The 23,131-nt window shown below is 61.7% G+C and carries 16 protein-coding genes; 4 read left to right on the top strand and 12 right to left on the bottom strand.

The features are described 5' to 3' along the window. The first annotated feature begins 175 nt into the window (after window positions 1-175). Window positions 176-3,313, top strand: a complete 3,138-nt coding sequence (gene rne, locus ACW7GZ_RS12565) for a ribonuclease E (protein WP_457009510.1) — start codon at window positions 176-178, stop codon at window positions 3,311-3,313. Between the two features lie 21 nt (window positions 3,314-3,334). Here rne and ACW7GZ_RS12560 read toward each other — a convergent pair whose 3' ends face one another. Continuing rightward, window positions 3,335-3,985, bottom strand: a complete 651-nt coding sequence (locus ACW7GZ_RS12560; RefSeq protein ID WP_457002545.1) for a response regulator — start codon at window positions 3,983-3,985, stop codon at window positions 3,335-3,337. Between the two features lie 333 nt (window positions 3,986-4,318). Between ACW7GZ_RS12560 and ACW7GZ_RS12555 the strand changes: the two genes are divergently transcribed. Both ACW7GZ_RS12555 and ACW7GZ_RS12550 read left to right on the top strand, forming a co-directional pair. After that, a complete protein-coding gene (locus tag ACW7GZ_RS12555; protein ID WP_457009508.1) occupies window positions 4,319-5,533 on the top strand; it encodes a tyrosine-type recombinase/integrase in 1,215 nt (404 codons plus the stop codon). Further along, on the top strand, window positions 5,526-6,665 hold the full coding sequence (locus tag ACW7GZ_RS12550; protein ID WP_457009506.1) for a helix-turn-helix transcriptional regulator: 1,140 nt from the start codon (window positions 5,526-5,528) through the stop codon (window positions 6,663-6,665). The genes ACW7GZ_RS12555 and ACW7GZ_RS12550 overlap by 8 nt, the downstream gene beginning before the upstream one ends. 11 nt (window positions 6,666-6,676) lie before the next feature. On the opposite strand, the gene ACW7GZ_RS12545 is transcribed toward ACW7GZ_RS12550, so the two are convergent. From ACW7GZ_RS12545 to mads1, 5 genes are all read right to left on the bottom strand, one after another. Beyond that, complete coding sequence (locus ACW7GZ_RS12545; RefSeq protein ID WP_457009504.1) at window positions 6,677-7,399, bottom strand: MobA/MobL family protein; 723 nt, start codon at window positions 7,397-7,399, stop codon at window positions 6,677-6,679. A 285-nt stretch (window positions 7,400-7,684) separates the two neighbouring features. After that, the gene (locus tag ACW7GZ_RS12540; RefSeq protein ID WP_457009502.1) at window positions 7,685-10,369 is read right to left on the bottom strand and encodes a TnsA endonuclease N-terminal domain-containing protein; all 2,685 of its coding nucleotides are present in this window, start codon (window positions 10,367-10,369) and stop codon (window positions 7,685-7,687) included. Continuing rightward, window positions 10,359-12,299 carry a site-specific DNA-methyltransferase gene (locus tag ACW7GZ_RS12535; protein ID WP_457009501.1) on the bottom strand — a complete coding sequence of 647 codons (1,941 nt, stop codon included), beginning with the start codon at window positions 12,297-12,299 and terminating at the stop codon, window positions 10,359-10,361. Before ACW7GZ_RS12535 ends, ACW7GZ_RS12540 begins: the two co-directional genes overlap by 11 nt. After that, a complete protein-coding gene (locus ACW7GZ_RS12530) occupies window positions 12,296-15,214 on the bottom strand; it encodes an ATP-dependent helicase (protein ID WP_457009499.1) in 2,919 nt (972 codons plus the stop codon). Before ACW7GZ_RS12530 ends, ACW7GZ_RS12535 begins: the two co-directional genes overlap by 4 nt. Then, window positions 15,204-15,410: a methylation-associated defense system helix-turn-helix domain-containing protein MAD1 gene (gene mads1, locus ACW7GZ_RS12525; protein ID WP_457009497.1), complete on the bottom strand. Its 207-nt coding sequence runs from the start codon at window positions 15,408-15,410 to the stop codon at window positions 15,204-15,206. The genes ACW7GZ_RS12530 and mads1 overlap by 11 nt, the downstream gene beginning before the upstream one ends. 132 nt (window positions 15,411-15,542) lie before the next feature. Between mads1 and ACW7GZ_RS12520 the strand changes: the two genes are divergently transcribed. After that, complete coding sequence (locus tag ACW7GZ_RS12520) at window positions 15,543-18,824, top strand: sacsin N-terminal ATP-binding-like domain-containing protein (RefSeq protein ID WP_457009495.1); 3,282 nt, start codon at window positions 15,543-15,545, stop codon at window positions 18,822-18,824. Window positions 18,825-19,088: 264 nt separating this feature from the next. Here ACW7GZ_RS12520 and radC read toward each other — a convergent pair whose 3' ends face one another. The 6 genes from radC to ACW7GZ_RS12490 form a co-directional block, all read right to left on the bottom strand. Next, window positions 19,089-19,592: a RadC family protein gene (gene radC / locus ACW7GZ_RS12515; RefSeq protein WP_457009493.1), complete on the bottom strand. Its 504-nt coding sequence runs from the start codon at window positions 19,590-19,592 to the stop codon at window positions 19,089-19,091. Window positions 19,593-19,717: 125 nt separating this feature from the next. Next, on the bottom strand, window positions 19,718-19,873 hold the full coding sequence (locus tag ACW7GZ_RS12510; protein ID WP_457009491.1) for a hypothetical protein: 156 nt from the start codon (window positions 19,871-19,873) through the stop codon (window positions 19,718-19,720). A gap of 21 nt (window positions 19,874-19,894) precedes the next feature. Continuing rightward, window positions 19,895-20,788: a recombination directionality factor gene (locus ACW7GZ_RS12505; RefSeq protein WP_457009489.1), complete on the bottom strand. Its 894-nt coding sequence runs from the start codon at window positions 20,786-20,788 to the stop codon at window positions 19,895-19,897. A 2-nt stretch (window positions 20,789-20,790) separates the two neighbouring features. After that, window positions 20,791-21,768, bottom strand: coding sequence for a YqaJ viral recombinase family nuclease (locus tag ACW7GZ_RS12500; protein ID WP_457009487.1), 978 nt, complete (start codon window positions 21,766-21,768; stop codon window positions 20,791-20,793). 76 nt (window positions 21,769-21,844) lie between these two features. Further along, complete coding sequence (locus ACW7GZ_RS12495) at window positions 21,845-22,162, bottom strand: hypothetical protein (protein WP_457009485.1); 318 nt, start codon at window positions 22,160-22,162, stop codon at window positions 21,845-21,847. 3 nt (window positions 22,163-22,165) lie between these two features. Then, the gene (locus ACW7GZ_RS12490; RefSeq protein ID WP_457009483.1) at window positions 22,166-23,122 is read right to left on the bottom strand and encodes a DUF932 domain-containing protein; all 957 of its coding nucleotides are present in this window, start codon (window positions 23,120-23,122) and stop codon (window positions 22,166-22,168) included. Between the last annotated feature and the right edge of the window lie 9 nt (window positions 23,123-23,131).

Raw genomic sequence — 23,131 nt, 5'->3', positions numbered from 1 at the left:
CCTGCGCAGCCGCCGGCCCAAAAAAAGCATTATGGAACAAGCGCTCCCGCGGCCCGCCGTGGTGTGCAGCGCTGGAAGCAACCAGAGTCGCCAGGCGCTCGCGCGCCGGCGGCAGGTCAGATCCAGGCGAAACGCCCCGGCGTTCCGCGTGCGAGAGCGCGTAAGGAACGCAACAATGAAGCGCATGCTGATCAACGCGACGCAGGCAGAGGAACTGCGCGTCGCAATCGTCGATGGACAGAACCTGTACGACATCGACATCGAGCAACCCTCCCAGGAACAGAAAAAGTCCAACATCTACAAGGGCCGCATCACCCGCATCGAGCCCTCGCTTGAAGCCGCCTTCATCGAGTACGGCGGCGAGCGCCACGGCTTCCTGCCGCTGAAGGAAATCTCCCGCGACTACTTCGCCTCCGGCGTCGACCACAACAAGGCCGGCATCAAGGAGCTCCTGCGCGAAGGCCAGGAAGTGGTGGTCCAGGTCGACAAGGACGAGCGCGGCAACAAGGGCGCCGCCCTGACCACCTTCATCTCGCTGGCCGGCCGCTACATGGTGCTGATGCCGAACTCGCCGACCGCCGGCGGCGTCTCGCGCCGCATCGAGGGCGACGACCGCGCCGAGCTCAAGAAGGCGATGGACGCGCTGGCGATCCCCGACGACATGGGCGTGATCATCCGCACCGCCGGCGTCGGCCGCGACGCCGAAGAGCTGCAGTGGGACCTCGACTACCTGCTGTCGATCTGGAAGGCGGTGGCCGAGGCCGCGCTGTCCAAGCCCGCGCCGTTCCTGATCTACCAGGAGTCGCGCCTCATCATCCGCGCGCTGCGCGACTACATGCGCGCCGACGTCGGCGAGATCCTGGTCGACACGCCGGAGATGTACGAAGAGGCGAAGGAATTCGTCGAGCTGGTGATGCCGCACAACCTGCGCAAGCTCAAGCATTACACCGACGACGTCCCGCTGTTCAATCGCTACCAGATCGAATCGCAGATCGAGAACGCCTACGAGCGCACCATCCGCCTGCCCTCCGGCGGCGCACTGGTGATCGACCAGACCGAGGCCCTGACCGCGGTCGACGTGAACTCGGCGCGCGCCACCAAGGGCGGCGACATCGAGGAGACCGCGTTCCACACCAACCTCGAGGCCGCCGAAGAGGTGGCGCGCCAGCTGCGCCTGCGCGACCTGGGTGGCCTGGTGGTGATCGACTTCATCGACATGTCGTCCAACAAGCACCAGCGCGAGGTCGAGAACCGCCTGCAGGGCGCGCTCAAGTACGACCGCGCGCGCGTGCAGCTGGGCCGCATCTCGCGCTTCGGCTTGCTTGAAATGAGCCGGCAGCGCCTGCGCCCGAGCCTGGGCGAATCCAGCCAGATCGTGTGCCCGCGCTGCGAGGGCCATGGCCGCATGCGCAGCGTCGAATCGCTGGCGCTGGCGATCATCCGCCTGGCCGAAGAACATGCGATGAAGGACAACACCGGGCAGGTCCTGGTGCAGGCCCCGGTGGAAATCGCCAACTACCTGCTCAACGAAAAGCGCAGCGCCCTGCGCGAGATCGAGAAGCGCCACGACGCGCCGATCGTGATCGTCGCCGACGAGCAGCTGCATACGCCGCATTACGAAGTCACCCGCCTGCGTACCAACGAGCTTGACGACGAGTCCGCGAAGCCGAGCTACCGTCGCGGCACGCCGCGCAAGGTGGCGACCATCGCGCTGACCAAGGCCAACCTCAACGTGCCCGCGGCCGCGGTCACCAAGGTCCAGCATTCGCGCCCGGCACCGGTGCGCGAGCCGCGCCCGGCGCCCGAGGCGGCGCCGGCACCCGTTCCGGCACCCACGCCCGCCGCGGCTGCACCGCTGCCGGCGATCGCCGCCAGCGGCGGCATCGTCGGCTGGCTGAAGGCCTTGTTCGTGGGCCAGCCCGAGGCCGATGCGCGCAAGCCGGCCGCGGACAAGTCCGGCGGCCAACGCCGCGGCGAACGTGGTCCGCGGCAGGAGCGTGACGGAGGGCGTGACGCAGAACGCGACGGACGCGGCGGCAAGGGCGGTGGTCGCCGCGATGGCCGTCGTGGCAACGGCGGTCAGGGCGCGGGCAGGCAGCAGAAGGCTACGGCCCAGAGCAGCCAGGACGGCCATGACACCCTGGACAACCAGACAGCCGCGGCGCAGAAGCAGCAGCGCGAGAAGCCGGCACGCGAGAAGCGCGCCGAGCGGCCGGAAGGCGAGCGCGGTACCCAGGGCCGCAGGCGTCGCAACGAAGACGTGCAGGTCCCGGCTGCGGGCGACAAGCTCGCGCAGGACGCTGCCGACAAGGCAGCGGTGGTGGCTCTGGCGGCGACCGGGGTGACAGCCGCGGCCGCGAGCGAGTCGACGGCTTCGCAGTCCCCGGCCGCCGACTCCGGCACGCAGGGCGACACCCCCCGACGCAACCGCGCGCCCGCGGCTTCGCCCAGCGATGAGCTGCCGGTCGCGGACGCCGCGGACAACGGCAATGCCGTCAATGCCGATGCAACACCCGGCGACTCCGACGACGACTCCGGGCAGGCCGCGCAGAAGCGCCGCCGCGGACGTCGCGGTGGCCGCCGTCGCCGTCGCGGCGCGGGTGAAGAGGGCAGCGGTGACAACGCCAACAGCGACGACATCGCAACGGGCGAGGATGCTTCTGACGTCCCGGTTGCACGCAGTTCGCAGCCGGAATTCGACTTCGTCGACGATGCGTCGGCGGCGAAGCCCGTCCAGCGCCAATCGCCGGCGGCGGAGGCGACCCCGGTCGCTTCGGCTGCTCCTGTTGCCTCGGATACTCCGGCAATCGCCGCCACTCCGGCAGCCGTGGCCGCCACGGCGGTCGCAGCGACGGTCGTGGAGCAGACGCCGCAGGCCAGCGCGGACGCAAGCCCGGCCCGGGATCCGGACGTGGCAGCGCCTGCGAACGAGACGCCCGTGGTCGAGGCGGCGGCGGATGCGCCCGCGGCCGATGCGCCTACGGCCGAGGCCCCTGCGGCGACGCCGATCGGGACCGTGCCGGCTGCAACGTCACAGCCGCGCGGCCTCTTTGACGGCCTCGAACCCACGTCCGCCGCAGCCGTGTCGGCCACGCCTGCAGCAGCCGAAGCCGCCGCGCTCGCCGAACCCGTGGCCGAAGCAGTGGCGCCGGCCGAAGCCGTAGCGCCTGCGGATGCCGCTGCCGAAGCCGTGGCGGATGCGGACGCCGGCGACGAGTCCCAGGCGGCGCAAGCCGACGCGCAGGACGAGCCGCAGGATGCGGTGAACCCCGCGCCGCGCGGAAAAGACGACCAGGCGCCCACCGGCGCCTGACCGAAGCCACCCCCGCGTACGCTAGACGATGGCGTGCGCGGGGTCGGCCATGCCGTACTGGCTGGCCAGGCGCGCAAGCGCAATGCTGTCGTGCACCCGCAGCTTCTCGAACAGCCGCGTCTTGTGGGTGTTGATGGTCTTGGCGCTGAGGCTGAGGCGGCGCGCGATTTCTTCCTGGCGCATGCCCTGGATCAGGAGCATCGCAACCTCGGTTTCCCGCGGCGACAGCGCATCGAACGGTGATTCCGAAGCATCGAGGCCCGACAGGGCCAGTGACTGCGCCACCTTGCTCGCCAGGAACCTTCGCCCTGCCGCGACCTCGCGGACAGCGCGCAGCAATTCCTGTGCATCCCCGCCCTTGCCGACGTAACCCGCGGCCCCCGCGGCGATCATCCGCTTGGGCATCGGCCCGTCCTCGAGCACCGACACCACGATCACCCTGGGGCCGTATTCGCCGCGGACGATGCGCTCGGTGACCTCCAGCCCGCTGACGCCGGGCAGGTGCAGGTCACAAAGCACGATGTCGGGCTTCAGCGCCCGGATCTGCGGCAGGGCGTCCTCGCCGCATTCGGCTTCGCCCACCACTTCGATGTCGGCCTCTGCCGACAGAATCATGCGCATCCCGGCGCGTACCAGTGCGTGGTCATCCACCACGTAGACCCTGATGGTCATCCTTGTCCCCTTCGCTACGTTTCATGAACCCCTGCCACGAGGCTAGCGCCGGTGGCGAGGTGTCGCAAGCAGGAGCGGGACGCAGTACCGGCCACAACGTGATGTGGCACACGCCGCGCAAGGAAATGGCGTGAAACGCTCGCCATATGGCGGAAGAGGTGTCCGCAAGAACACCTCCCAGAGCCTCCCCAAAGCCGCACATTCAAACCTCATAACTCATTGTCATACAGGTAGTTGGGAGGATCTGAGAGCGTAGAGCATCCCAAGTTCAACCAGATCAAGCGAACATTCTTTGGTAGAGTTGATGGTAGAAAGCAAGTTTGGATGCGGGTCATGCCAAAGAAGGCCAAAGAGCTGAGCGCGCTCGAGATCAGTCGCCTCACGCGTCCGGGTAACCACGCCGTCGGGGGCGTTACTGGATTGTACCTGTACGTGAACGCAGAGCAGGGTCGCTCCTGGGTGCTTCGCATCATGGTAGGCGGCAAGAGAAAGCATCTCGGCTTGGGCGGGTATCCAACCGTCACTCTGGCCCAAGCACGCGAAAAGGCCAGAGAGGCGCGCGAGCAGGTTGCGAACGGGATCGACCCCGCTGCGAAACGCCGAGAGGCCCTGCACGCACTCCGTGCGCATCAGGCTTCCCGCCGTACCTTCAAGGAGATGGCGAACGCTTACATCTCCCTCCAGGCATCCAGTTGGAAGAACGCGAAGCACCGCCAGCAGTGGAGCAGAACACTTGAGACCTATGCCCACCCTACCCTCGGCGAAATGGCCGTTGATGCCATCACGGAGCAGCATGTCATCGCGGTCCTTGAGCCAATCTGGACTCAAAAGACCGAAACCGCCGCTCGATTGAGAGGACGCATCGAGAGCGTCCTCGACTGGGCAAGCGTGCGTGGGCACCGCGCAGGTGAAAACCCAGCCCGATGGAAAGGACACCTCGACAAGGTCTTCCCTGCGCCGAGCAAGATTCGCCAAGTACGCCATTTCCAAGCCATGTCCGCACCCGACACACCAGACTTCCTCGCCCGGTTGGCCAAGCAATCCGGCGTGAGCGCGCTGGCGCTCCGGTTCCTGATCCTCACTGCGGCACGAAGCGGAGAGGTACGAGGAGCCAAATGGGCAGAAATTGACGAGGATCAGGCCATCTGGACCATTCCCGCCTCCCGGATGAAGGCCAAGAGGGAGCATCGCGTTCCCCTGAGCGAAGCCGCACTCGTTGTTCTGAAGGCGGCCAGAGCTCTTGATAGACCGTGTCCAACCGACTTCATATTTGCCGGCCCCAAAGGAGGAGTGCTGTCCGATATGAGTCTGACCGCCCTCATGCGGCGAATGAAGGCGGGCGCGGTGCCCCATGGTTTCCGATCCACATTTCGGGACTGGGTTGGCGAGTTCACGCAGTTTCCTGGGGAGCTTGCAGAAATCGCGCTAGCTCACGTGCTGGCGAACAAGACGGAAGCAGCATATCGGCGCGGAGATGCTCTTGAGAAAAGGCGAGCCCTGATGGATGCTTGGGCAGCTTTCTGCCTGGCGCAAGAATCACATGGGTGAGATGTCAGACCACTACTTCACGTGCCCTCGTTCGTTGTTCGAGGCGACCAAGATCGACGTCGACGATGCGATCAGTCTGGTCGTCTACGCCAAGCTGCCTCTGCGGAGCGCCTTGGGAGGAAGCGATCTGATCACGGGGTTCATCGAGTATCACAGAAGTGGCGTGTCAGCCGCGTTCCTAAGCACGGGACAGAAAAGCGATATTCTCGCTAGGTATCAGAGCGACCTCACGCCTCTTGAGTATCCGGTCGCCCCTTTCCAGTACGAATCACTATTGGAGAAGATGGTGGAGGCCGGCGAGAAAGTTCTTCCACTATTCGTCCATGAACACCATCTTCTCGTCGACAGACGCCTCAGAGTCTTTCTGTTCTCGCAACTCCTCAGCGAGCTCCGTCGCGACGTCGGCCAGGAGAAGGTGACTGTTCAGATTTCAGACTCGGAACGCACCACCACTCTGGCGTCACACGCTTGGATGACCCCTAAAACACTGGCTACCTACCTCGAAAGCGAAGGTGTCGCCCCGTGGTGGGCATCCGAGACCAATCTCAACACCCACGCGCGTCTCGAAAGGATCGGCCTAGACGACACGCTGGATCTACCAAGCAATTACGACGGCGAGACCTACGACAGAGAACAAATGCCATCATTCGTCTTCGGAAGAATGCTGCTCAGGCGATCATTTCGGCCGTCAGGCTTCCCGAGCCCTGCTACGCCAAAGCTATTCTCTAACGCAAAGACAGGCGCGCCGCAAGCGAGCTCTGGACCTCACCGAGCGAGGCAACAGCAGGCGCGGATGGAACATCGTCCAGCGAAGTCTGACTTGGTCACACAGGAAGCTGCCGCCCTCCAGGAGCCCAACGCTCCCGCGACGCCCGCGCTGGCACGCCAGCTAGGCTCTACGGCCAGGCATGCCGAAGAGGCGGTGCGGACCGCCTCTTCGGTCGACGACGAACGGATGCTGGACAAGAAGGAGGTCGCCGCACTTATCGGGATGTCCGTAAGCTCTGTTGACAACCTGCGGAAGACCCCCGAATTTCCGAAACATGTGTCCTACGGGCCGAACACGATTCGCTGGAAGAAGATCGATATTGTTCAATGGATAGATCAGCGCAAGGAACAGTCACCTAGCTGAGACCATTGCTCTCAGTCACTGGCACTCGTCGCCATCTTGCGCATAGCCCTGTACGTCGCCTTTTCCTCCGAGGACATATTCCTGATGCGTGCTTGCCCTAGATGCCGCTCAGCCTTCCTCTCAAGGCCTTGGTCCTTGAGTGTTCGGTGATCGACCCGCGCGCTATGGCCATTGGTCTCCAGATGTCGGTTAATGGTGTCCGCCACAGCCTTCCGCGTCGAGATGACCGAATCTCTCAACTGCATTCGATTGAGTCCGCCACTTGCCTTTCTCCGGCCTCCAGCTTCGGGATTCTTGCCGTTGAACCTGCGGAAGAATTTCTCCGCGGGACGCTCAATGCCGTCATCGATACGGTCGCAGTACATCAGATGCAGGTGCGGGTTTGACTCCCCCTCAAGCGAGGACGTCGGCGCATGAACTGCCGCCTGATACGGTTTGCCAGGAGCAACCACCTCAATCAGATCCGATACAAGTGCTGCGTTCTGATTGGTCGCGAGCTCTACCGGCAGCGCAATAACTGCTTCACGGTACGCAGCGCCATTTTCTCGCTCAAACCTGTCAGCTGCCCTCCATAGGGCTCGAGGATCATCCCCTGCCCATTCCGGCAAGTTCCCATGATCAGTATCCACCAGGTCCCCGCGCTTCTTGTGGAAGCCATTGCGTGCGATGTAACTTGCATGATCCAGCGCCGTTCCCTTCCGACCGCTCTTGAGTTGGAAGCAAAATGTAGCCATTGGTTACTACCCTTTCTTAGTTGGCGAATAAAAAAAGGCCGACCAGGTTGCCTTGGTCGGCCTCGCGTGCTTGTTCGAGCTGGTTTAGAGGAAACGGTAAGTGCGCGTAGGCTTCCCCTCCCCTATATCGACAGGGAGTATCTACACTTCTACAATGTCACCATTACTCACCATTCTGCTCATAGGGTAGTACCACATGAGTAATTAATTACATTAGATCGATGATTGAATAAATCGCTCTCTCCGCCTGATTGTCACTGACGTATACCAAGCTCATTCAAAGACCTATAGCAAGCTCCGGAACCGGCGAGCATCGGCATCTGTGGACTTCAGGATCCGATACTCCATTCCGCTGGCCACAGCGATCTGCTGGGCGAATTCCTTCTTCGCCTGGACTACTGCATCCTCGATTTGATTGTCAGCCTTCACTTCGACGATCACGTACTTCAGGCTGCCATCCGGCTCCTGGCGCTGGAAAATGAAGTCCGGGTAGTAGCTGCGAACAGTGCGCGAGTCTGGATCGATGTACTGGATGAAGAAGTCGGACTGCCCGTGGGTCAGCATGCCGGTGAAGTAAATCTTCTTCACCTGGTTCTCGCGCAGTAGGTCCCAGAACAGCCAACTCTCAGAGCCCGAGTCGAAACAGTAAGTGTCGAGGTGGAAGCTCTTGGCGCGCTCCTCATCCTTGACCCGAGTATCGCCCATGCGGACGATCCTATCCTTGGCAGCCGACACCTCGTAGTAACCGTTCGGAGGCAGCTTGATCAGATCGACCTCGTGTTCCTCGGTTTCTTGCGACTCATCGAGGTCATAGAGCTGGCGGAACAAGCGCGGGATGATCTCGTCGTAGAGCAGCTCGTTGAACTCGTTGGTCATGGCGACCAGCTCGTCCGTGCCTTCCTTTGTCGCGTCAAGCAGCTCCTCAATCTCCAGTGGGCTGCGGTTGAGGTAGCGCGACACCTCGGAGACCAGCGTCAGCCGTGAGAACGCACACTTTTCACGGCGCTCTGTCAGGTCGAAGGTACGGCTCACCGAGGCGCGGGCCGCGTCGGCGGCAGTCAGTCCGTCCTGCTGCGTCTCGATCAGCCGGTACTTCTCCACGAGCTCACCCCACGCCTCCTTGTCGGTACGGTCGACACCTAGCGCCTGCCCGTGCACGAGCTGCTTCTCACGCATCTGATACTGCTTGCGCACGCGAACCAGCTTGATCTTGACCGGTGGCTCATTCACGCGTATTTCAACGCGCTCTTTGTCCTTGCCGATCTTTTGCAGATCGTCGGCACTGATGCGGAAATTCTGCTGAAGCTCCTCGTTCAGGGTGCTGAGGTTGTCCTTGGAGAGGAACACCTGCCCGGTATACTGAGCTTCCCCGATAGCGCGCAGGCAGCGCATGGTGGCCTGTAGGACGAACACCTTGGACCTGGGCTCTCGGAAGAGGCCGACGCCGAACAGCGAGCGGCAATTCCAGCCTTCGCGACCCTTGTTGACCAGGAGGATGAACTGCTTCTCCGAGCCTGGCGTGTCGAGTCGGTTGAACTCTCGAACGTCGTCATTGGTGGTGATCTTGCTGTCACCAACGTTGACCAGGATTCGCGAAGTCGAGAGGCCACGCTTGAGCAACGCTCGCTCCACTGCTGGCCGCAGCTCGCCGGTCAGCTCATCGATCGTGGCGGCGAAGAACGCTAGCTTGGGCAGCATTCCCTCCGGACGGAGCTCACCGGACTCCTTCAGGAAGGTTTCAACAGCGATGTCCACGAACTCGTCCGTGCGGGTGTTGGCGTAGCCATGCAGCGTCAAATTCTTGAGAAAGCCCTTATCGATCGCCTCTTTTAGGCCATAGGCGTAGACGACCTCGGGCAACACCTCGCGCCCCACGTAGGGCGTTCCTGTGTAGTTGTAGCAGGCCACCACTCGCGTACCTGCCGCGCTCAGGCTCGCAGCCAATACGTCAATCGTAGTGCGCAGGCTGGTGTCCGTTTCCTTGGTCCCCAGGCCCATGTCCTTCGCCAGGGCCTTGCCGAAGGCGTGGTGTGCTTCGTCAACGAAGATGCCCAGCTGCCCCAATCGGCGCAGCTTCTCGAAGCGCTGGTTCGTGGTGAGTTCGCCCTCGTCCTCCGGCTTATCAAAGTTGTAGAGGTCGGCGGCGTCGGCATAGACCCCAGTGGCCGAGAGCGCTTCTCCGGTTCCGCCGAACAGCTTGTCGACGGATGTCTTCTCCTTGCGCTGCCGCTTGAGGATGATCTTCTGCGTGTTCGATACGATGATGTTGAATCGCGAGCGATCCAGAGTATCCAGCGAGGTGCCTGCCTCCTCCAAGTAGTGGAATCGCAGGTGTGTTGTCAGGAAGTTGACGTACTCCGGAGGCACCACACGGGCCAAGTCGAAGGACTCGATCTCCTTCAGCGAGTGCAGAACTGTCTTGTCCGGGGCGAACACCAGAGCGTTGTGGCAATAGCGCGCATCCTTTTCGAACTTATTACCAAGAAGGAACTCGTAGAAGATGCAGGTTCCCATCAAAATCGTCTTGCCCGTTCCCATCGTCAACGCGAAGATATAATTTGGGTAGACACGCGAGTTCTTTCGCATGGCCGCGAACACGGCCTTGTACTGATCCTGGGTGATCTGGTCGAATAGGCCGACTTGCCCAGCGCTGCCCGCTACGACGCCACCCTCAGCGCGGTCAGCGAAGCGGCCTTGCTTCTCGAACCACTGCTGGAAGATCTCCTCGACCTTGGCGTTGCCGAGGAACTCCTTGAGGAAGACGTAGGTTTCCAGCGCCTCGAACTGCGGCTGACGCAGGAAGGCCTTGGGGTTGCGCTCCGGGTTGTTGAAGTCGAGGAACTTGCGCGTCAGCTCCTTGTAGTGCGACCGGATCGTGCCGCGGTTGGCCTGATAGAACTGCCAGAGGAACTGGAAGAAGGCGAAGTCAAGCGACGCGCTCACCGCCTTGGCTGCGCGCTTAGTCGCCATTGCCCACGCTCCCTTCCCACGACTCCGACAGCAGGTCGGTGATCTTCACGCGAATGGTGCCCGCATCGTCCGGCACCTGGTACGCGCCCTTGACGAGATCGCTCTTGCCGGGGATGTCCACCACCGCCGGTGTCAGCACCGCGCCGTCGTAGTTCCAGTCGATCAGCACCGACTCGACCAGCTCTTTCCAGTCCTCGACCGATTCCTTCTGCAGCGAGAGTTTTTGCAGCAGGTTCATCGGGTAGAACTTCTCGATGCGCAGTTCGCCCTTCTTGATGACCACCTTTGCCTGCGAGTCGCGCTTGAACTCCAAGTCGGCCTTGTCGCGCAGGATGTCCACCACTTCCACGTCGATCTTGAAGGGCTTGGCGGCCAGCTCCAGTTGCGCGGCCAAGTCCGGCTCGTGGCCCATGCAGACGAGCGTGATCTTCTCGACGGGGCGGTTCGGGGACTCGTTCTGTTTGCGTTCCCACGCCTTGTAGTCGAAGCCCGCGATCAGCTCGTTCAGGTCGGCGCGCGTCGCGATGCGGTTGACGGGCATGATCTTGACCATGCGTCCGTCCTTCTCGCCGTCGAACACGGTGCTGAACTCCAGCTTCTGCACTTCCAGCGCCTCGATCAGTAACTCCTTCGCTTGAACGGGGTTGCGGAAGATGTCGTAGTGGTTGACGTTGTGCAACTCGAAGCCGGTGAAGTACTTGGTCTCGCCATCAAGGGCTTTCTGGCGCAGGCTATCAGCAACCCCGATCAAGCGCTTCGCTGTCGTCTGTATTGCACCCAGATTGATGTCCGCGCCGATAAAACGGCGACCAAGGCGCATCGCGGCATCTTGCGTCGTACCCGAGCCCATGAAGCAATCAAACACGAGCGATCCGGTATCCGAGGATGCCTTGATGACACGCTCCAGCAGATCAACGGGCTTCTGGGTGGGGTAGTCGAGTCGGTCGCTCGCCTGCGAGTTGACCGGAAAAATATCCGTCCACACCGAATCCAGGGGGCGTCCGTCCGACTCGTCCAAAAAGCGGATGAATCGTGGCCGCTTGGTTTTGTCTTCTGGATACCAAATGCGGCCTTGCGCATCCAGGTCCGTCATTTTCTCAAGACTGTATCGCCAGCCGTTCTCTGGCGGTTGAAACCCCTTCCACACATACGTCATGTTGGGTCTAGGGTTAGGGCTAGTCATGTTGTCGAGCGTATAGCGACGACCGTCCTTATCGACGTTGCTGTATTTGCTACTTAGATAATTTTCGCTGTGTTCGGTGAACTGCCTATTCCACGTGAAGCGTTCTCCCCTAGTGTAGAAAAATAGGGTGTCGTGGACGTGGTTGTAAGTCTTCGAGTCAGCTCGTGCCGCAGTACGCTTCCAGATAATCTCGTTCCGGAAATTCCCCGCACCAAAAACTTCATCCAGAAGGCACTTGATGTAGTGCCCACGGTTGGCGTCGCAATGAACGTAGATTGAGCCGTTGTCCGCCAGCAGCTCGCGCAGCAGCACCAGCCGTTCATACAGGAACTGAAGGTACTCGTCGTTGTTCCAGATGTCGCCATATTGCTTTTCCTCGAACGAACTCTGGTCGCCTTCTGCCAGTCCGCCCTTGAGCCGGATGCGCTTCTTGTAGTCCGCCTTCGAATCAAACGGCGGGTCGATGTAGATGAGATCGACCTTGCCCCGAAACTCCTTCAGTAAGTGGCTCATCACCTGCAGGTTGTCACCCCAGAAAATCTTGTTGCGCCAGCCGCCCACCTCTTCGTCGTGGACTTCCTTCAACTGCGCTGGGTAATACTGCGTCGAGGTGAACGGGCGCTTACCGCGCCAGTTGAGCATCGGATAGCCCTTGATCGGCTCGAACTCGTACTTCTCGACGTTGGTGGTGACGCCATCGGGCGTGCCAAGTTGCAGGCTGTCCTGCGCAGGCGTGGTTTTGCTCATTTGTCGTTTTTCCTGAATTTCCAATTCTTGTTGTCGCAGTAGGCGCGGATGTCGCAGCTCTGGCACAGCTTGGCCGGGCGTGCGGTGATGGCGTAGTCCTGCCGCTCGATGCGTGCGACGATGTCGTCGAAGCGCGCGACGGTCTTGCCGATGGCACGGTCGTCCTTGGTAAAGGAGACGTAAGGGTTGCCGCCGTCCTCGCCGGTGTAGTACAGGTGCATCCGACTGACTTTCTGGCCGGTGCGTTCCTCGACCAGATGGGCGTACACCTCCAACTGATGCTGGTACTGGCGCAGGCGATCCCGATCCTTCTCCATGTCGGGCTTCTTTTCCGACTTGAAGTCGAGGATTTCGACGGTGTCGTGTTCGCCCCGAATCAGGTCAACGCTACCTTTGAGGATGTACTGGTCCTTGACCAGTGAAATCTCGACCTCAGCCTCCTTGATCCGATCCCAATTGCCGTTCTCCCGCTCGTAGTAGCGCAGCACGTGCAGCAACGCCGCCTGCTGCGAGCTGGGCGCAAGGTAAACGCGCTCCTTCTTCGACAGCATCGCGTAGTTGGCCGAGAACCAACCCTCGATGGCCAGGCGATTGAGGGTGGATTCCTCACCGCGCAACACGGTTTTGTGAATGTCCTCGATGGTTTGATGCACCAAGGTACCGAACAGCATCGGGCTCTCGCGGATCGCAGCGAATTCCAGATCTTTGAAGAAGCGGTACTGCTCAGCGCAGTTCTCGAACACAGTTATGTGCGAGGTGAACGAGTACTCGCGCTTGAGGTTGATCTGCTTCACCGCCTCGAAGATCAGCCCAGACAAATCGACATCGCGCCAGCTCGGCAACTCGTAGAACAGACGGTCGAAGTACTTCGACGGTGACCTTCCCCTCCCCTGCTTCTCCTGCGCTGCGAGTACCAGGAAGTTTTGCGCGCGCGAAAAGGCCGTGTAGAACAACCGCCAGAAGTCGAAGTTCTTGATGTGATCCAGTGGCTCAAAGCGTTCCTTGGACAGGTAGCCACCATCCTCCAAGAGCACATCAAGCTCGCTGTACTGCTTGCGCGGCACCGCCTCAAGCGAGCCGCAGACGACGACCGGGAACTCCAGCCCCTTGGACTGGTGGATGGTCAGGAACGAGACGCAGCCCTTAGGCGCATACTCGGACTCGTCCTCGTACTCGCCGATTCCACCGTCCTGGAGAAAGCGCAGAAACTGGTTGAACAGGTCGCGGATGTTCTTCTCCAGCCACTCCGGGTTCAACACGCTGACGAAGTGCAGGTACTCGAACTTGATGAGCAGCTTGGAGAAGGTGCCGAGGTTGCGCGCCGCGCGCCCCTTGTCCACGCCTTGCACCGCTTCTTCGGTGAGAAAGCGCGAGAAGAGCGGGAACTGGAGCAGTTGGTAGAACAGTCCGGAGAAGGCGTAGTCGGTGTTCTGCGTGAGCACTGCGTGGCGCTTGGCCAGCGGGCGTGCCCAGTCCAGCAGGGGCTTGTTCTCAGGCTTGCGAAGCTCGTCGATGAAGGGCTTGAAGCAAAGCTGGTCATAGTAGTCCCAGATCGGCAGCGTGACGCCTTCGGCCCACGCTCGCACCTTGGGGAACTGCGGGAATAGGAAGATCAGCGCACCGATCATCAGGCAGATTTCCTCGCGTTCGAAGTACATGTTCGAACGCGGCGAGAACACAGGTACGCCCTCAGCTTCTAGGAAGCGCGCGAGGGCCACCACCCTGTCGTTCTTCACCGAGCGGAACAGAAAGGCCACCTGATTCCAGTCTGCAAGCTGGCCGGATGCCTTCAGGCTGTTGAGGAGGGCCAGCACCTCAGCGTGCCAGTTGGAGGTTTCACCCTTTTCGTCGCTGGCTGCTAGCCGTACCGCCGTGGGCAGGTCAGGGAAGTCGTCTTCGCGCGGGACGATTTGCTTGGCGAAGCGAAATGCGCGTTCTCCGTCATCCCATACCTGCTCCTTCATCCACTCGTTGTAGAAGCGGATGATGTCCGGATGCGAGCGGTAATTGACGGTGAGCTTGACCTGCTTGCACTGGCCGTCATCGAACAGCGCCGGGAACTCCAAAATGTTGCGGATAGTGGCTCCGCGAAAGCGGTACAAGCCCTGGTCGTCGTCGCCGACGACGCACAGATTCTTGTTCTCGCCCGCCAGCAGCAGGAGGATGCGCTCCTGAATGGTGTTGGTGTCTTGGTACTCATCCACCATCAGGTGGGTGAGCCGCTCGCGCAGTTGTGCCAGCACCTCGGGGTGCGTCTCCAGCAGTTGCAGCGCCTCGTACTGGATGCCGGAGAAGTCCAGCGAGTTGTGCTCGTGCAACAGCTCCTGGTACTTGGCAAAGCAGGTGGCCAGCGCGCGGATTTCCACTTCGGGGGCGGCGACCAACGTGCTGACGTCGAGCGCTTCCTCGCTGACCTTGTTGAGCCACTTGAGCAGGTTTTCAGACTGCGCCCAGCGGCCCGTTTGATCGTCGCCCATGACGAGCTGGGCATCAGGCAGTTCGCGGAAGTGCTTGATCCGCTGGTACAGGAAGTACTGCTGGTCGAACTGGTCAAACAGCGTGAAGCTGCGTTTGAGCCGCGTGAACTCTCGGAAGTCCTCCAGCAGCCGCAGGCAGATGGAGTGGAACGTGCCGAGGTACATCTCGTTCAGGTTGAACTTGATGCCCACGTCAGTCAGTCGGTTGGAGATACGTGTAGTCAGCTCGCGCGCAGCCTTGTCCGTGAATGTGACCACAAACAGCGACTCGGGCGCGATGCCCTTCTGCGTGATGAGATAGACGATGCGCTCGACCAGCGTGAAGGTCTTGCCTGAGCCAGGGCCGGCAATGATGAGCACCGGACCGTCCGCGGCGAGGATCGCTTCGAGCTGCTGAGGGTTGGCCTTGGATTGAAGGACAGCGGCGCTACTGGTCATTCCGACCCTCGTCGTAGTCCGCTCCCACCCTGCCGATGCGGCTGGCGATCCACTCGTCCAGGTCGTCGCGCCGGAAGCGCCATGTCCCGCCAAGCTTGAAGGCTGGGAGCTTCCCGCCGGCCGCAAGGCGATAGACCGTGCGCTTGCCTGCCTTCAAGTAGGCCGCTACCTCGTCAATCGTGAGGATTTCACCCATCAAGATCCCCATCTCCCCGCCCCCCTCTCGCACCGTGCCTGGGTTACCGCGGCACTTTGTCATTATGCTGCACGATTGTGCACACTTGGCAATCTTGGCAGCCGGTAGCCTGCCTGACCAACGGAGGGGGCCGTGACGTCGAACTATGAGGAAATCTGCGCGGAGAACCGGGAGAGCTACGGCTCCAAAGGGGCTCAGAAGTCCGGCCAGCTGGCCGCTGGCCTGTACGATGATCGCACCCACTTCATCTTCGAACTGCTGCAAAACGCGGAGGACGCCCTCGGTCGACGCGGCGAGTGGGATGGATCACGCAAGGTTGCGTTCACCCTGACCCCGACCCGCCTCGAGCTCTCGCATTACGGAAAGCCATTCGACGAGGCCGACGTCCGCAGCATCTGCGACATTGCCGAGAGCACCAAAAACGAGTCCTCCATCGGACGCTTCGGCCTCGGCTTCAAGTCTGTGTATACCGTCACTGACCTTCCGGAAATTCACTCGGGCGATGAGGATTTCGCCATCGAGAGCTACGTCTTTCCTAAGCGACTGGCGCCGTCGGCGCGCGCTGAGGGCGAGACGCAGATCATCCTGCCGCTGAAGCCCCACGACCCTACCGCGGCGCAGGAGATCACGGCCGGGTTCCGCCACCTTGGGCCTGGCGCATTACTGTTCCTGCGCCACATTAACGAGATCTACTGGAGCGTCGAGGGCGGCGCCTCGGGGTTCTATCTGCGCAACACCCCCGAAGCACTCGGACCCAACGTCCAGCGCGTCACGCTAATCGGACACGAAGATGACCGACCGGAAGTCGATCAGAACTGGCTGGTCTTCCATCGTGACGTGTCTTTTGCGGAAGGGCACAAGGCCGGCCGGGTAGAAATCGCCTTCTCACTGCTTGCTGAAAAAGATGCCCCTGGCCGCTGGTCGGTACAGCCTCTGGCTAAGTCGCCAATGGTGGTGTTCTTTCCGACCGTCGTGGAAAGCGATCTTGGTTTTCTCGTACAGGGGCCGTACCGCACCACGCCAAGCCGCGACAATGTACCGCCCGCAGATCCGTGGAACCAGCATCTTGTCCAGGAAACGTCCAGTTTGCTAGTGGAAGCGATGCGATGGATGCGGGATAACGCTATGTTGGATATAGCGGCGCTGCGCTGCTTGCCGATTGACGACAAAAAGTTTCCAGAGGGCTCGCGGTTCACGCCCATGTTCCATGCCGTCCGGCAGGCATTCCAGGAGGAGCCGCTGCTTCCGACCTTTGATGCCGGGTATGTCGCTGCCCATCAAGCCAAGCTGGCTCGCACGAAAGAGTTGCGGGAGCTCTTCAGTCCTAACCAGGTTGCGGCACTGTTCGGCTCGGAGGGTGCCGCCTGGCTGTCCGACGATATCACTCAGGACAAAGCACCCGAGATTCGCCAATACCTGATGCATGAGCTCGAAATTGATGAAATCAGGCCCATAAAGCTCGTATCGAGTCTGACAAGGACATTCTTGGAAGAGCAACCCGACGAGTGGGTGTCTCGGCTGTACGAATTCCTGAATGGACAAGGGAAGGCTCTGCGTCCTCTCTTGGGCACTGTTCCGCTCGTTCGCCTCGATGATGGTGCGCACGTCCGCGCTCACGAGGACGGCGAAGCCAGGGCGTTCTTACCTAGCAACATTGCAACGAGCTTCCCGACGGTTCGGCCCGCCGTATGTGCAACTCCGGAGGCTCGGGAGTTCTTACTTTCGCTGGGCATCACCGAACCTGACCCGGTAGATGACGTTATCTGGCACCTCCTGCCGAAGTACCAGCAGGACGGTGTAGATGCGGATGAAGACGCCTACGCTGCCGATATCAAGCGCATCCTTGCGGCCTTCAACACTGACTCCACAGTCCAGAAGGAAAAGCTTCGGTCGGCCCTGCGCAACAGTAATTTTGTGATGGTTGTCGACACTGGTGACGACCAAACCTACCTCGCCAAACCGGAAGAGGTCTACATCGCTACCGAACGCCTGCAGCAGCTCTTCGCCGGTGTGCCGGATGTCTTCATTGTCGACAACGGATACGACTGCCTGCGCGGTGAAAGCATCCGTGACCTGCTCGTGTCATGTGGCGCAAGCCGCTACCTTATGCCGGAGGCAACACCCTCTGGTCTAGGACGAGCCGAGAAACTGCAGCTCCGCAAAAAGGAAGGCCTTGAGCGTGCAAGCCGGGAAGATGAGCCCGAAGACTTCACCCTTCGCGGGCTGCCGGAGCTACTGGAGTTCTTACTTGGGCTGAGACCCGAGGAGGCTGCAGCCAGGGCGAAGGTGCTGTGGAAGGCGTTGACTGATCTGGAGGCGGGCGGCACTGCTGCTTTCTACGGCTCCTACAGGTGGGGCTATTCCCACCAGACAAAGACCGCTAGGTTTGACGCCTCCTTCATCCGGATGCTCAATCAAGCCCCCTGGGTGCCAAACGGTGAAGGCGAGCTAGTGCCTCCGGGGGATGTCGTGTTCGACACCCTCGGCTGGAAGCCCAACCCGTTCCTGCTGACCAAGATCACCTTCAAGCCACCGATCATCGATCAACTCGCCAAAGCGGCAGGCATCGATCCAGCCATTCTCGACCTGCTGCGAAGAGATCCCGCCATCGTTGCCGAGCTGACATCCCGACTGAGCGCAGTTCGGACGCCAGAACCCGAGGCCTCACCAGCACCCGAACCTGAGCCCGACGAGCCGTGCGATGGCGACGTTTACGAAGGTGCGAAAGATCTATACGGCGATGACATGCCGGATATTCCGCCCGGCACCCCTGATGCAGACGGCGGTGACGGCGTGGGCACAGGTGCGGGGGGTGGTGGCCATGGCCTCATTGGTACGGAGACTTCACGCGGCGGTGGCCAGGGCAGAGAAGGTGACCACGGCGGATCAGGTGGCCAAAGCAATGGTGGTGACAAGGGCAAAGGCAAAGGCGGCGGTCAGGGAAGGAGGTCGCCCGGTCACGCAGGCAGTAGGCCGTTCATTTCCTACGTCGGCACGCATTCCTATGACGACGACCCTGATCCAGATGGCCTCGACCAGGCGGAACGGATGCAGATCGAGGGACGCGCAATCGACCTGATCCTGGACCTTGAGCCAGCACTACGCCGCACTCCGGAAGGCAACCCAGGCTTTGACCTTTTCGAGGCCGACAGGGAGGGGAGACAGATTCGATGGGTGGAGGTAAAGGCGATGACGGGCAGCTTGCAGAATCGTCCCGTCGGTCTGTCACACACGCAGTTCCATTGCGCGCGCGAAAAGGGCGATGCGTATTGGTTGTACGTGGTCGAGCACGCGACTGATCCTGCGCAAGCTCGTGTGCTCAGGATTCAGAACCCCGTCGGTCGCGCCAGGACGTTTACTTTCGATTCTGGATGGATGCAGATTGCTGAGGTGACCCCACCCTCCCCTGCGTGAGTGCCATCGCCGGATTCGTAACGCACTACGCTGAGAACAACCAGCGCGCCTTCGGAACCACCATAGCGATCTGTGAGCAATGCCAAGCCGTTTTCAGCTCCTTGGAAAACTCGTAGTGAGCCGTCCAGAACTCGAGAAACCCGGCGAAGTGAAAAAAAAAGCAGCAGGCGCTAGCACAGCGGGGTGCACATTGGTGCACCCCGCTTTGGACAAGCCTCCCGCCACGGATGTGATCACCGCACTCAATAGCCGAACCACCAACGGCTAGATCCAGCCACGCTCAGCCAGTGCGACCGTCCGCAGCCCACCCACGACCACGTGATCAATGAGGCGCACGTCGACCAAGGCGAGAGACTGTTTAAGTCGAGCTGTCACGGTCCGGTCGGCGGCTGAGGGCTCTTCCGACCCGGACGGATGGTTGTGAGCCACGATGACCGCTGCGGCGTTGCAACGGAGCGCGTGACGCACGACCTCCCGTGGATGCACCTCGGCCCCGTCGATGGTTCCGTGAAACAGCTCCATGTACTCGACCAGGCGGTGGCGGGTGTCGAGAAATGCAGCGGCAAAGACCTCCTGCCCAAGCCCGCCCAGCTTGTCGCGGAAGAAGGCTTTGGCGGCCTGCGGATCTGAGAATGCGGCTCCTCGCTGCATCCTCTGTCCAATGACCGCGCGAGCCGCCTCCAGGACCTCGTCGGGGCTGGCTGCCTTGTAAGATCGCGTCCCACTTCGAACGTACAGCGGGGGCAAGCCCGCGGATTGTTGCTCCATTTGGTTCTCCTCGCTTAAATCCCTTGTAGTGCCCTGCTGAATCGAAAAAGGGGCGCAGTAGCGCCCCTTTCCATTGCCGCCACCCGCCCTTGGCTGTCCGCGAGCCAGAAGCGCCGCTACTCCCGTCAGACAGCAGCGCTCGCCTGCTCCGGCGTGTGGCTGGGCTCCTCCTGGTCTGGCGCTTGCCTTGTGCGCTGCATCGTCTTTACCTGCTCGATGAACTTGTTCAGCCCGTAGAGCGCGAAGCCGTACACAACGGCCCCGCCAATTGCCTTCAACATTGTCGTGCTCCTCTTCATTGACTAACCGGCCCCCAAGCGGGCCACCTTGTTCTCCAGGCGATCCTGCAAGCTGCCGCCCACGGATCCGTTTGTGATGCCCTTGTCTGAGCCGCCGGCATCAGCCGGGTAGAACTCCTCCACCACGGCTGGCACGTCTTCGGCCAGGTCCTCGAACGCGCCGTTGGAGAACCCCTGCCTTGCGGCCTTATCCAGAGCCGCCTGATCGAAGCCCGCATCCTTGCGAGCCTGGTCCAGCGACCTTGCCTCCCCGATGGCCTGCTCCAACGACAGGCCAGCCCTGACCACCAGATCAACGTAGTAGATCGCCGACCTGAAGCTCATCGTCGTGGACTTGCCTCGCAGCTTCAGCTCCAGCGGCATGCAGGCCAAGCGCCCTCCCGAGACCGCATCGAGGTACGCCAAGCGGGCTGCCAGCGTCCGGATCGTGTTGTAGGACGTGGTGCGAAGCACGAAGCTCCCCAGCTCGTCCTCCTCTCCGACCCTCACGTTCAGGCGGGCATACGCCTTGCACTCCCCCATGGCGAACGGGCAGCCATCGGGGCCGGGACAGGCTTCCTGGCTGATGCCGTCCTTGCCCATCCTGCGGCTGGTCTCTCCGTTGCCGACGCACACAGGCCTGCCAGTGGTGCGATCGAAGAGCGAGTAGTCCGCACGCAGGTTGAGACTGGGGTCGTTGAAGAGCAGGCGAACTGGGATTGCGCGCAGCTTACCGCCTGACTCCTTCCGCAAAGCCTCATCCATCGGATGCAGCACCCAGCCTTCACGGTTCTGCACCTGGCTGGTAAGGGTGAACTGATCGTCCTTCTCCGGTAGGCGCTTGCCGTTGCGCTCGACCACGCGGCCGATTGAGATCCGCCCGACCACGGGCGGGGTGATCGCCAGGCCTTTCAGCATGGTCATGCTCCTTCGATTGGGTTGGGAACGATCCGGAACCGCCGGGATCCGGGCCGCTCGACGGTGAACTGGGCCACGAGGTCCGGATGGGCCTCGCCCAGCTTCTTGAGGTCGATGCTAGTGCCGTCCTTGGAGCGCCGGTAGGTAATCTCGCCGGTCGGGAAGAACGCCCGGGAGGCATCCCCCATGGACTGCTCCAGCTGCTGGCGCATCTGCTCGGCCTGCTTGTCCATCTGGGCAATCTCGTCGCGCAGCAGCACCAGGCCATCGAAAGTGGCCGACAGCTCGGCGTCTTCGCTGAAGTCGATACTCGTGTCGTTGCCGGTGTACAGGCTGCGCAGTGCTCGGGCGGCAGACTCGCTTCCATCAGCCGGCGGCGGGGTGTCCTGGGTTACGTGCTCCCAGAACCTGGCCTCCAGCACGATCAGGCGCGAGATTACGTCCTCGTCGCGCTCGATCCGATGCACCTCAAGCTTCTGTCCGCACAGGAGGACAGCCACGTCTGCGGCCAGCTTGCCGGTCACGGCTAGCTGGTGCTGGACCTGGAGCTGGACGTACTCCGGCACGCCGTCCCGCCAGAGCCGTGAGCCGAACTCCCCGGCCGTCTTGCACTCGAGAATCTGGACATCCGGCACACCGACCACTTCCCGATCGATGTTGGCCAGCATGAAGCTGTAGGTCGGATGCTGAAGCACCGCATTGACGCGGCGCACCTTTCGCTCGGTTCGCTCGGTGTAGGCCGCGGCGACAAGCGGCTCCAACAGGGTGCCCCAGTACATGGGATTGTCCTGACCCGGCTCCTCGCCCCGAACGGCCCTGCCGGTCTTCTCCATCCAGAGCTCCAGCTGACTCTTGTACGGGCACAAGCCCACCGCAGCCGCAGCGTCAGAGCTGCCGATGCCCTGCTTGCGAACTTCCAACCATTGCTCACGCTCGAGAGCGCGTGTATCGACCAGACGAATCGCCGCCGATCTGCTCATTTCGGATCCTCCAATGAATGAAGCCCGGCCTCCTCGCGGAGACCGGGCCTATGGCCTTGCTTGATGAGTTAAACGGTTAGGCCGGCGATGTCGCCATAGCGGACACCAGAATCCTGCTCAGGATGCTTTCGGCGGCGTCAGTGTCCCCGCCAGCCAGGAGGTGCCTGCCAAAGGCCCGACCAAAGGGCTCAGCCACTTCGTAGCACCACACGCTGGGGAACTGTTCACTGCAACCTTGCCATGCCCGGCCCAAACGTTCGGCTTGCTCGATGCAGGCCTGGACGTAACGCAGCTCTCCCTCGAACGGAAGCTTCGAGTAAGGCGCACCACTTTTGTCCAGCGCCTGCTTGGCCCCAATAGCGATGTACGCGACGTCGAGACAGTCAATCGCCATGGCTCAGACCACCAGCTTCATGGCTTCATCCCAAGCGCGCTGCTTCAGTTGGGCCCCCGGACCGAACCACGCTGCATCCCTGCGGTGATCGTCGCTCCTGGCACGCCGATGGTGGTCGACGAACTCTGTCACGCTGCTGAGCACGCCCCACGCCGTTCCGCGCGAACTGGCCAGCTCCGACCCCTTGCCCGCCCCGTCGTACAGGGCGCGGGCTACCTTGAAGGCCTGCTCGTTCACTGCCACGCCCTTGCCGTCCGGATTCGGGTATGTCAGCACTCGACGCAGAAGGCCGTCCACCGAGTCGGGATCCACCGGACACTCGACCAGCGCCTTCATTCGGGCCACGAACGAATCCCAGGTTGACACGGTGATGCCCAACTGGCGCTTCACCACGTCGGGATCAAACTGACTGCGATGCGGCACCTTGACGGCTCCCGCGTTGCTGCCGAGAGCGATGGCCAAGGTGTTGTTGCACACCACCCGCACCGAGGTGAACTGCGCGGTGGTGGCCAGCGTACCGTCGCAGGCCGTGGCCAGCAGCAGGTAACCGTCGACGCGATCCTTCCGCTTCAGCACCGTGCTCTGCCCCGTCTTGGCCAAGGCCCAGAACTTGCGGCCCTCCCGCAGGACCCCAGCCGTCTCCAACTCGAAGCCCCCGACTTCGGTCAGGTCGCGGTAGAACTCCAGGATCTCGCCCGGCTGGACCACCTTGTACCGCTTGGACACGACCGACAAAGGGGCGTGCGTGTCGGACCGGTACAGGACTTTCTGCTCCGGGAAGGCGTTGATGGCCCCGATCCCGTTCTTTCCCACGACATAGCGGACCTCAGACTCCTCGATCTCCCAGTCCATGCCGGCCTGCTGCTTCCAGAGATCAACCGATTGTTGCGGCGCCAGCCTATTGCCGAGGCCGTGCCAGGGCTCTTCACCGGCATAGGCCATTGTTTCAACCAGGTGCATCGTCACTTC

Source organism: Luteimonas sp. A537 (assembly GCF_054052065.1).
Note: the sequence above shows the minus strand (reverse complement) of the source record. Positions and strands in the feature narration are given on the sequence as shown.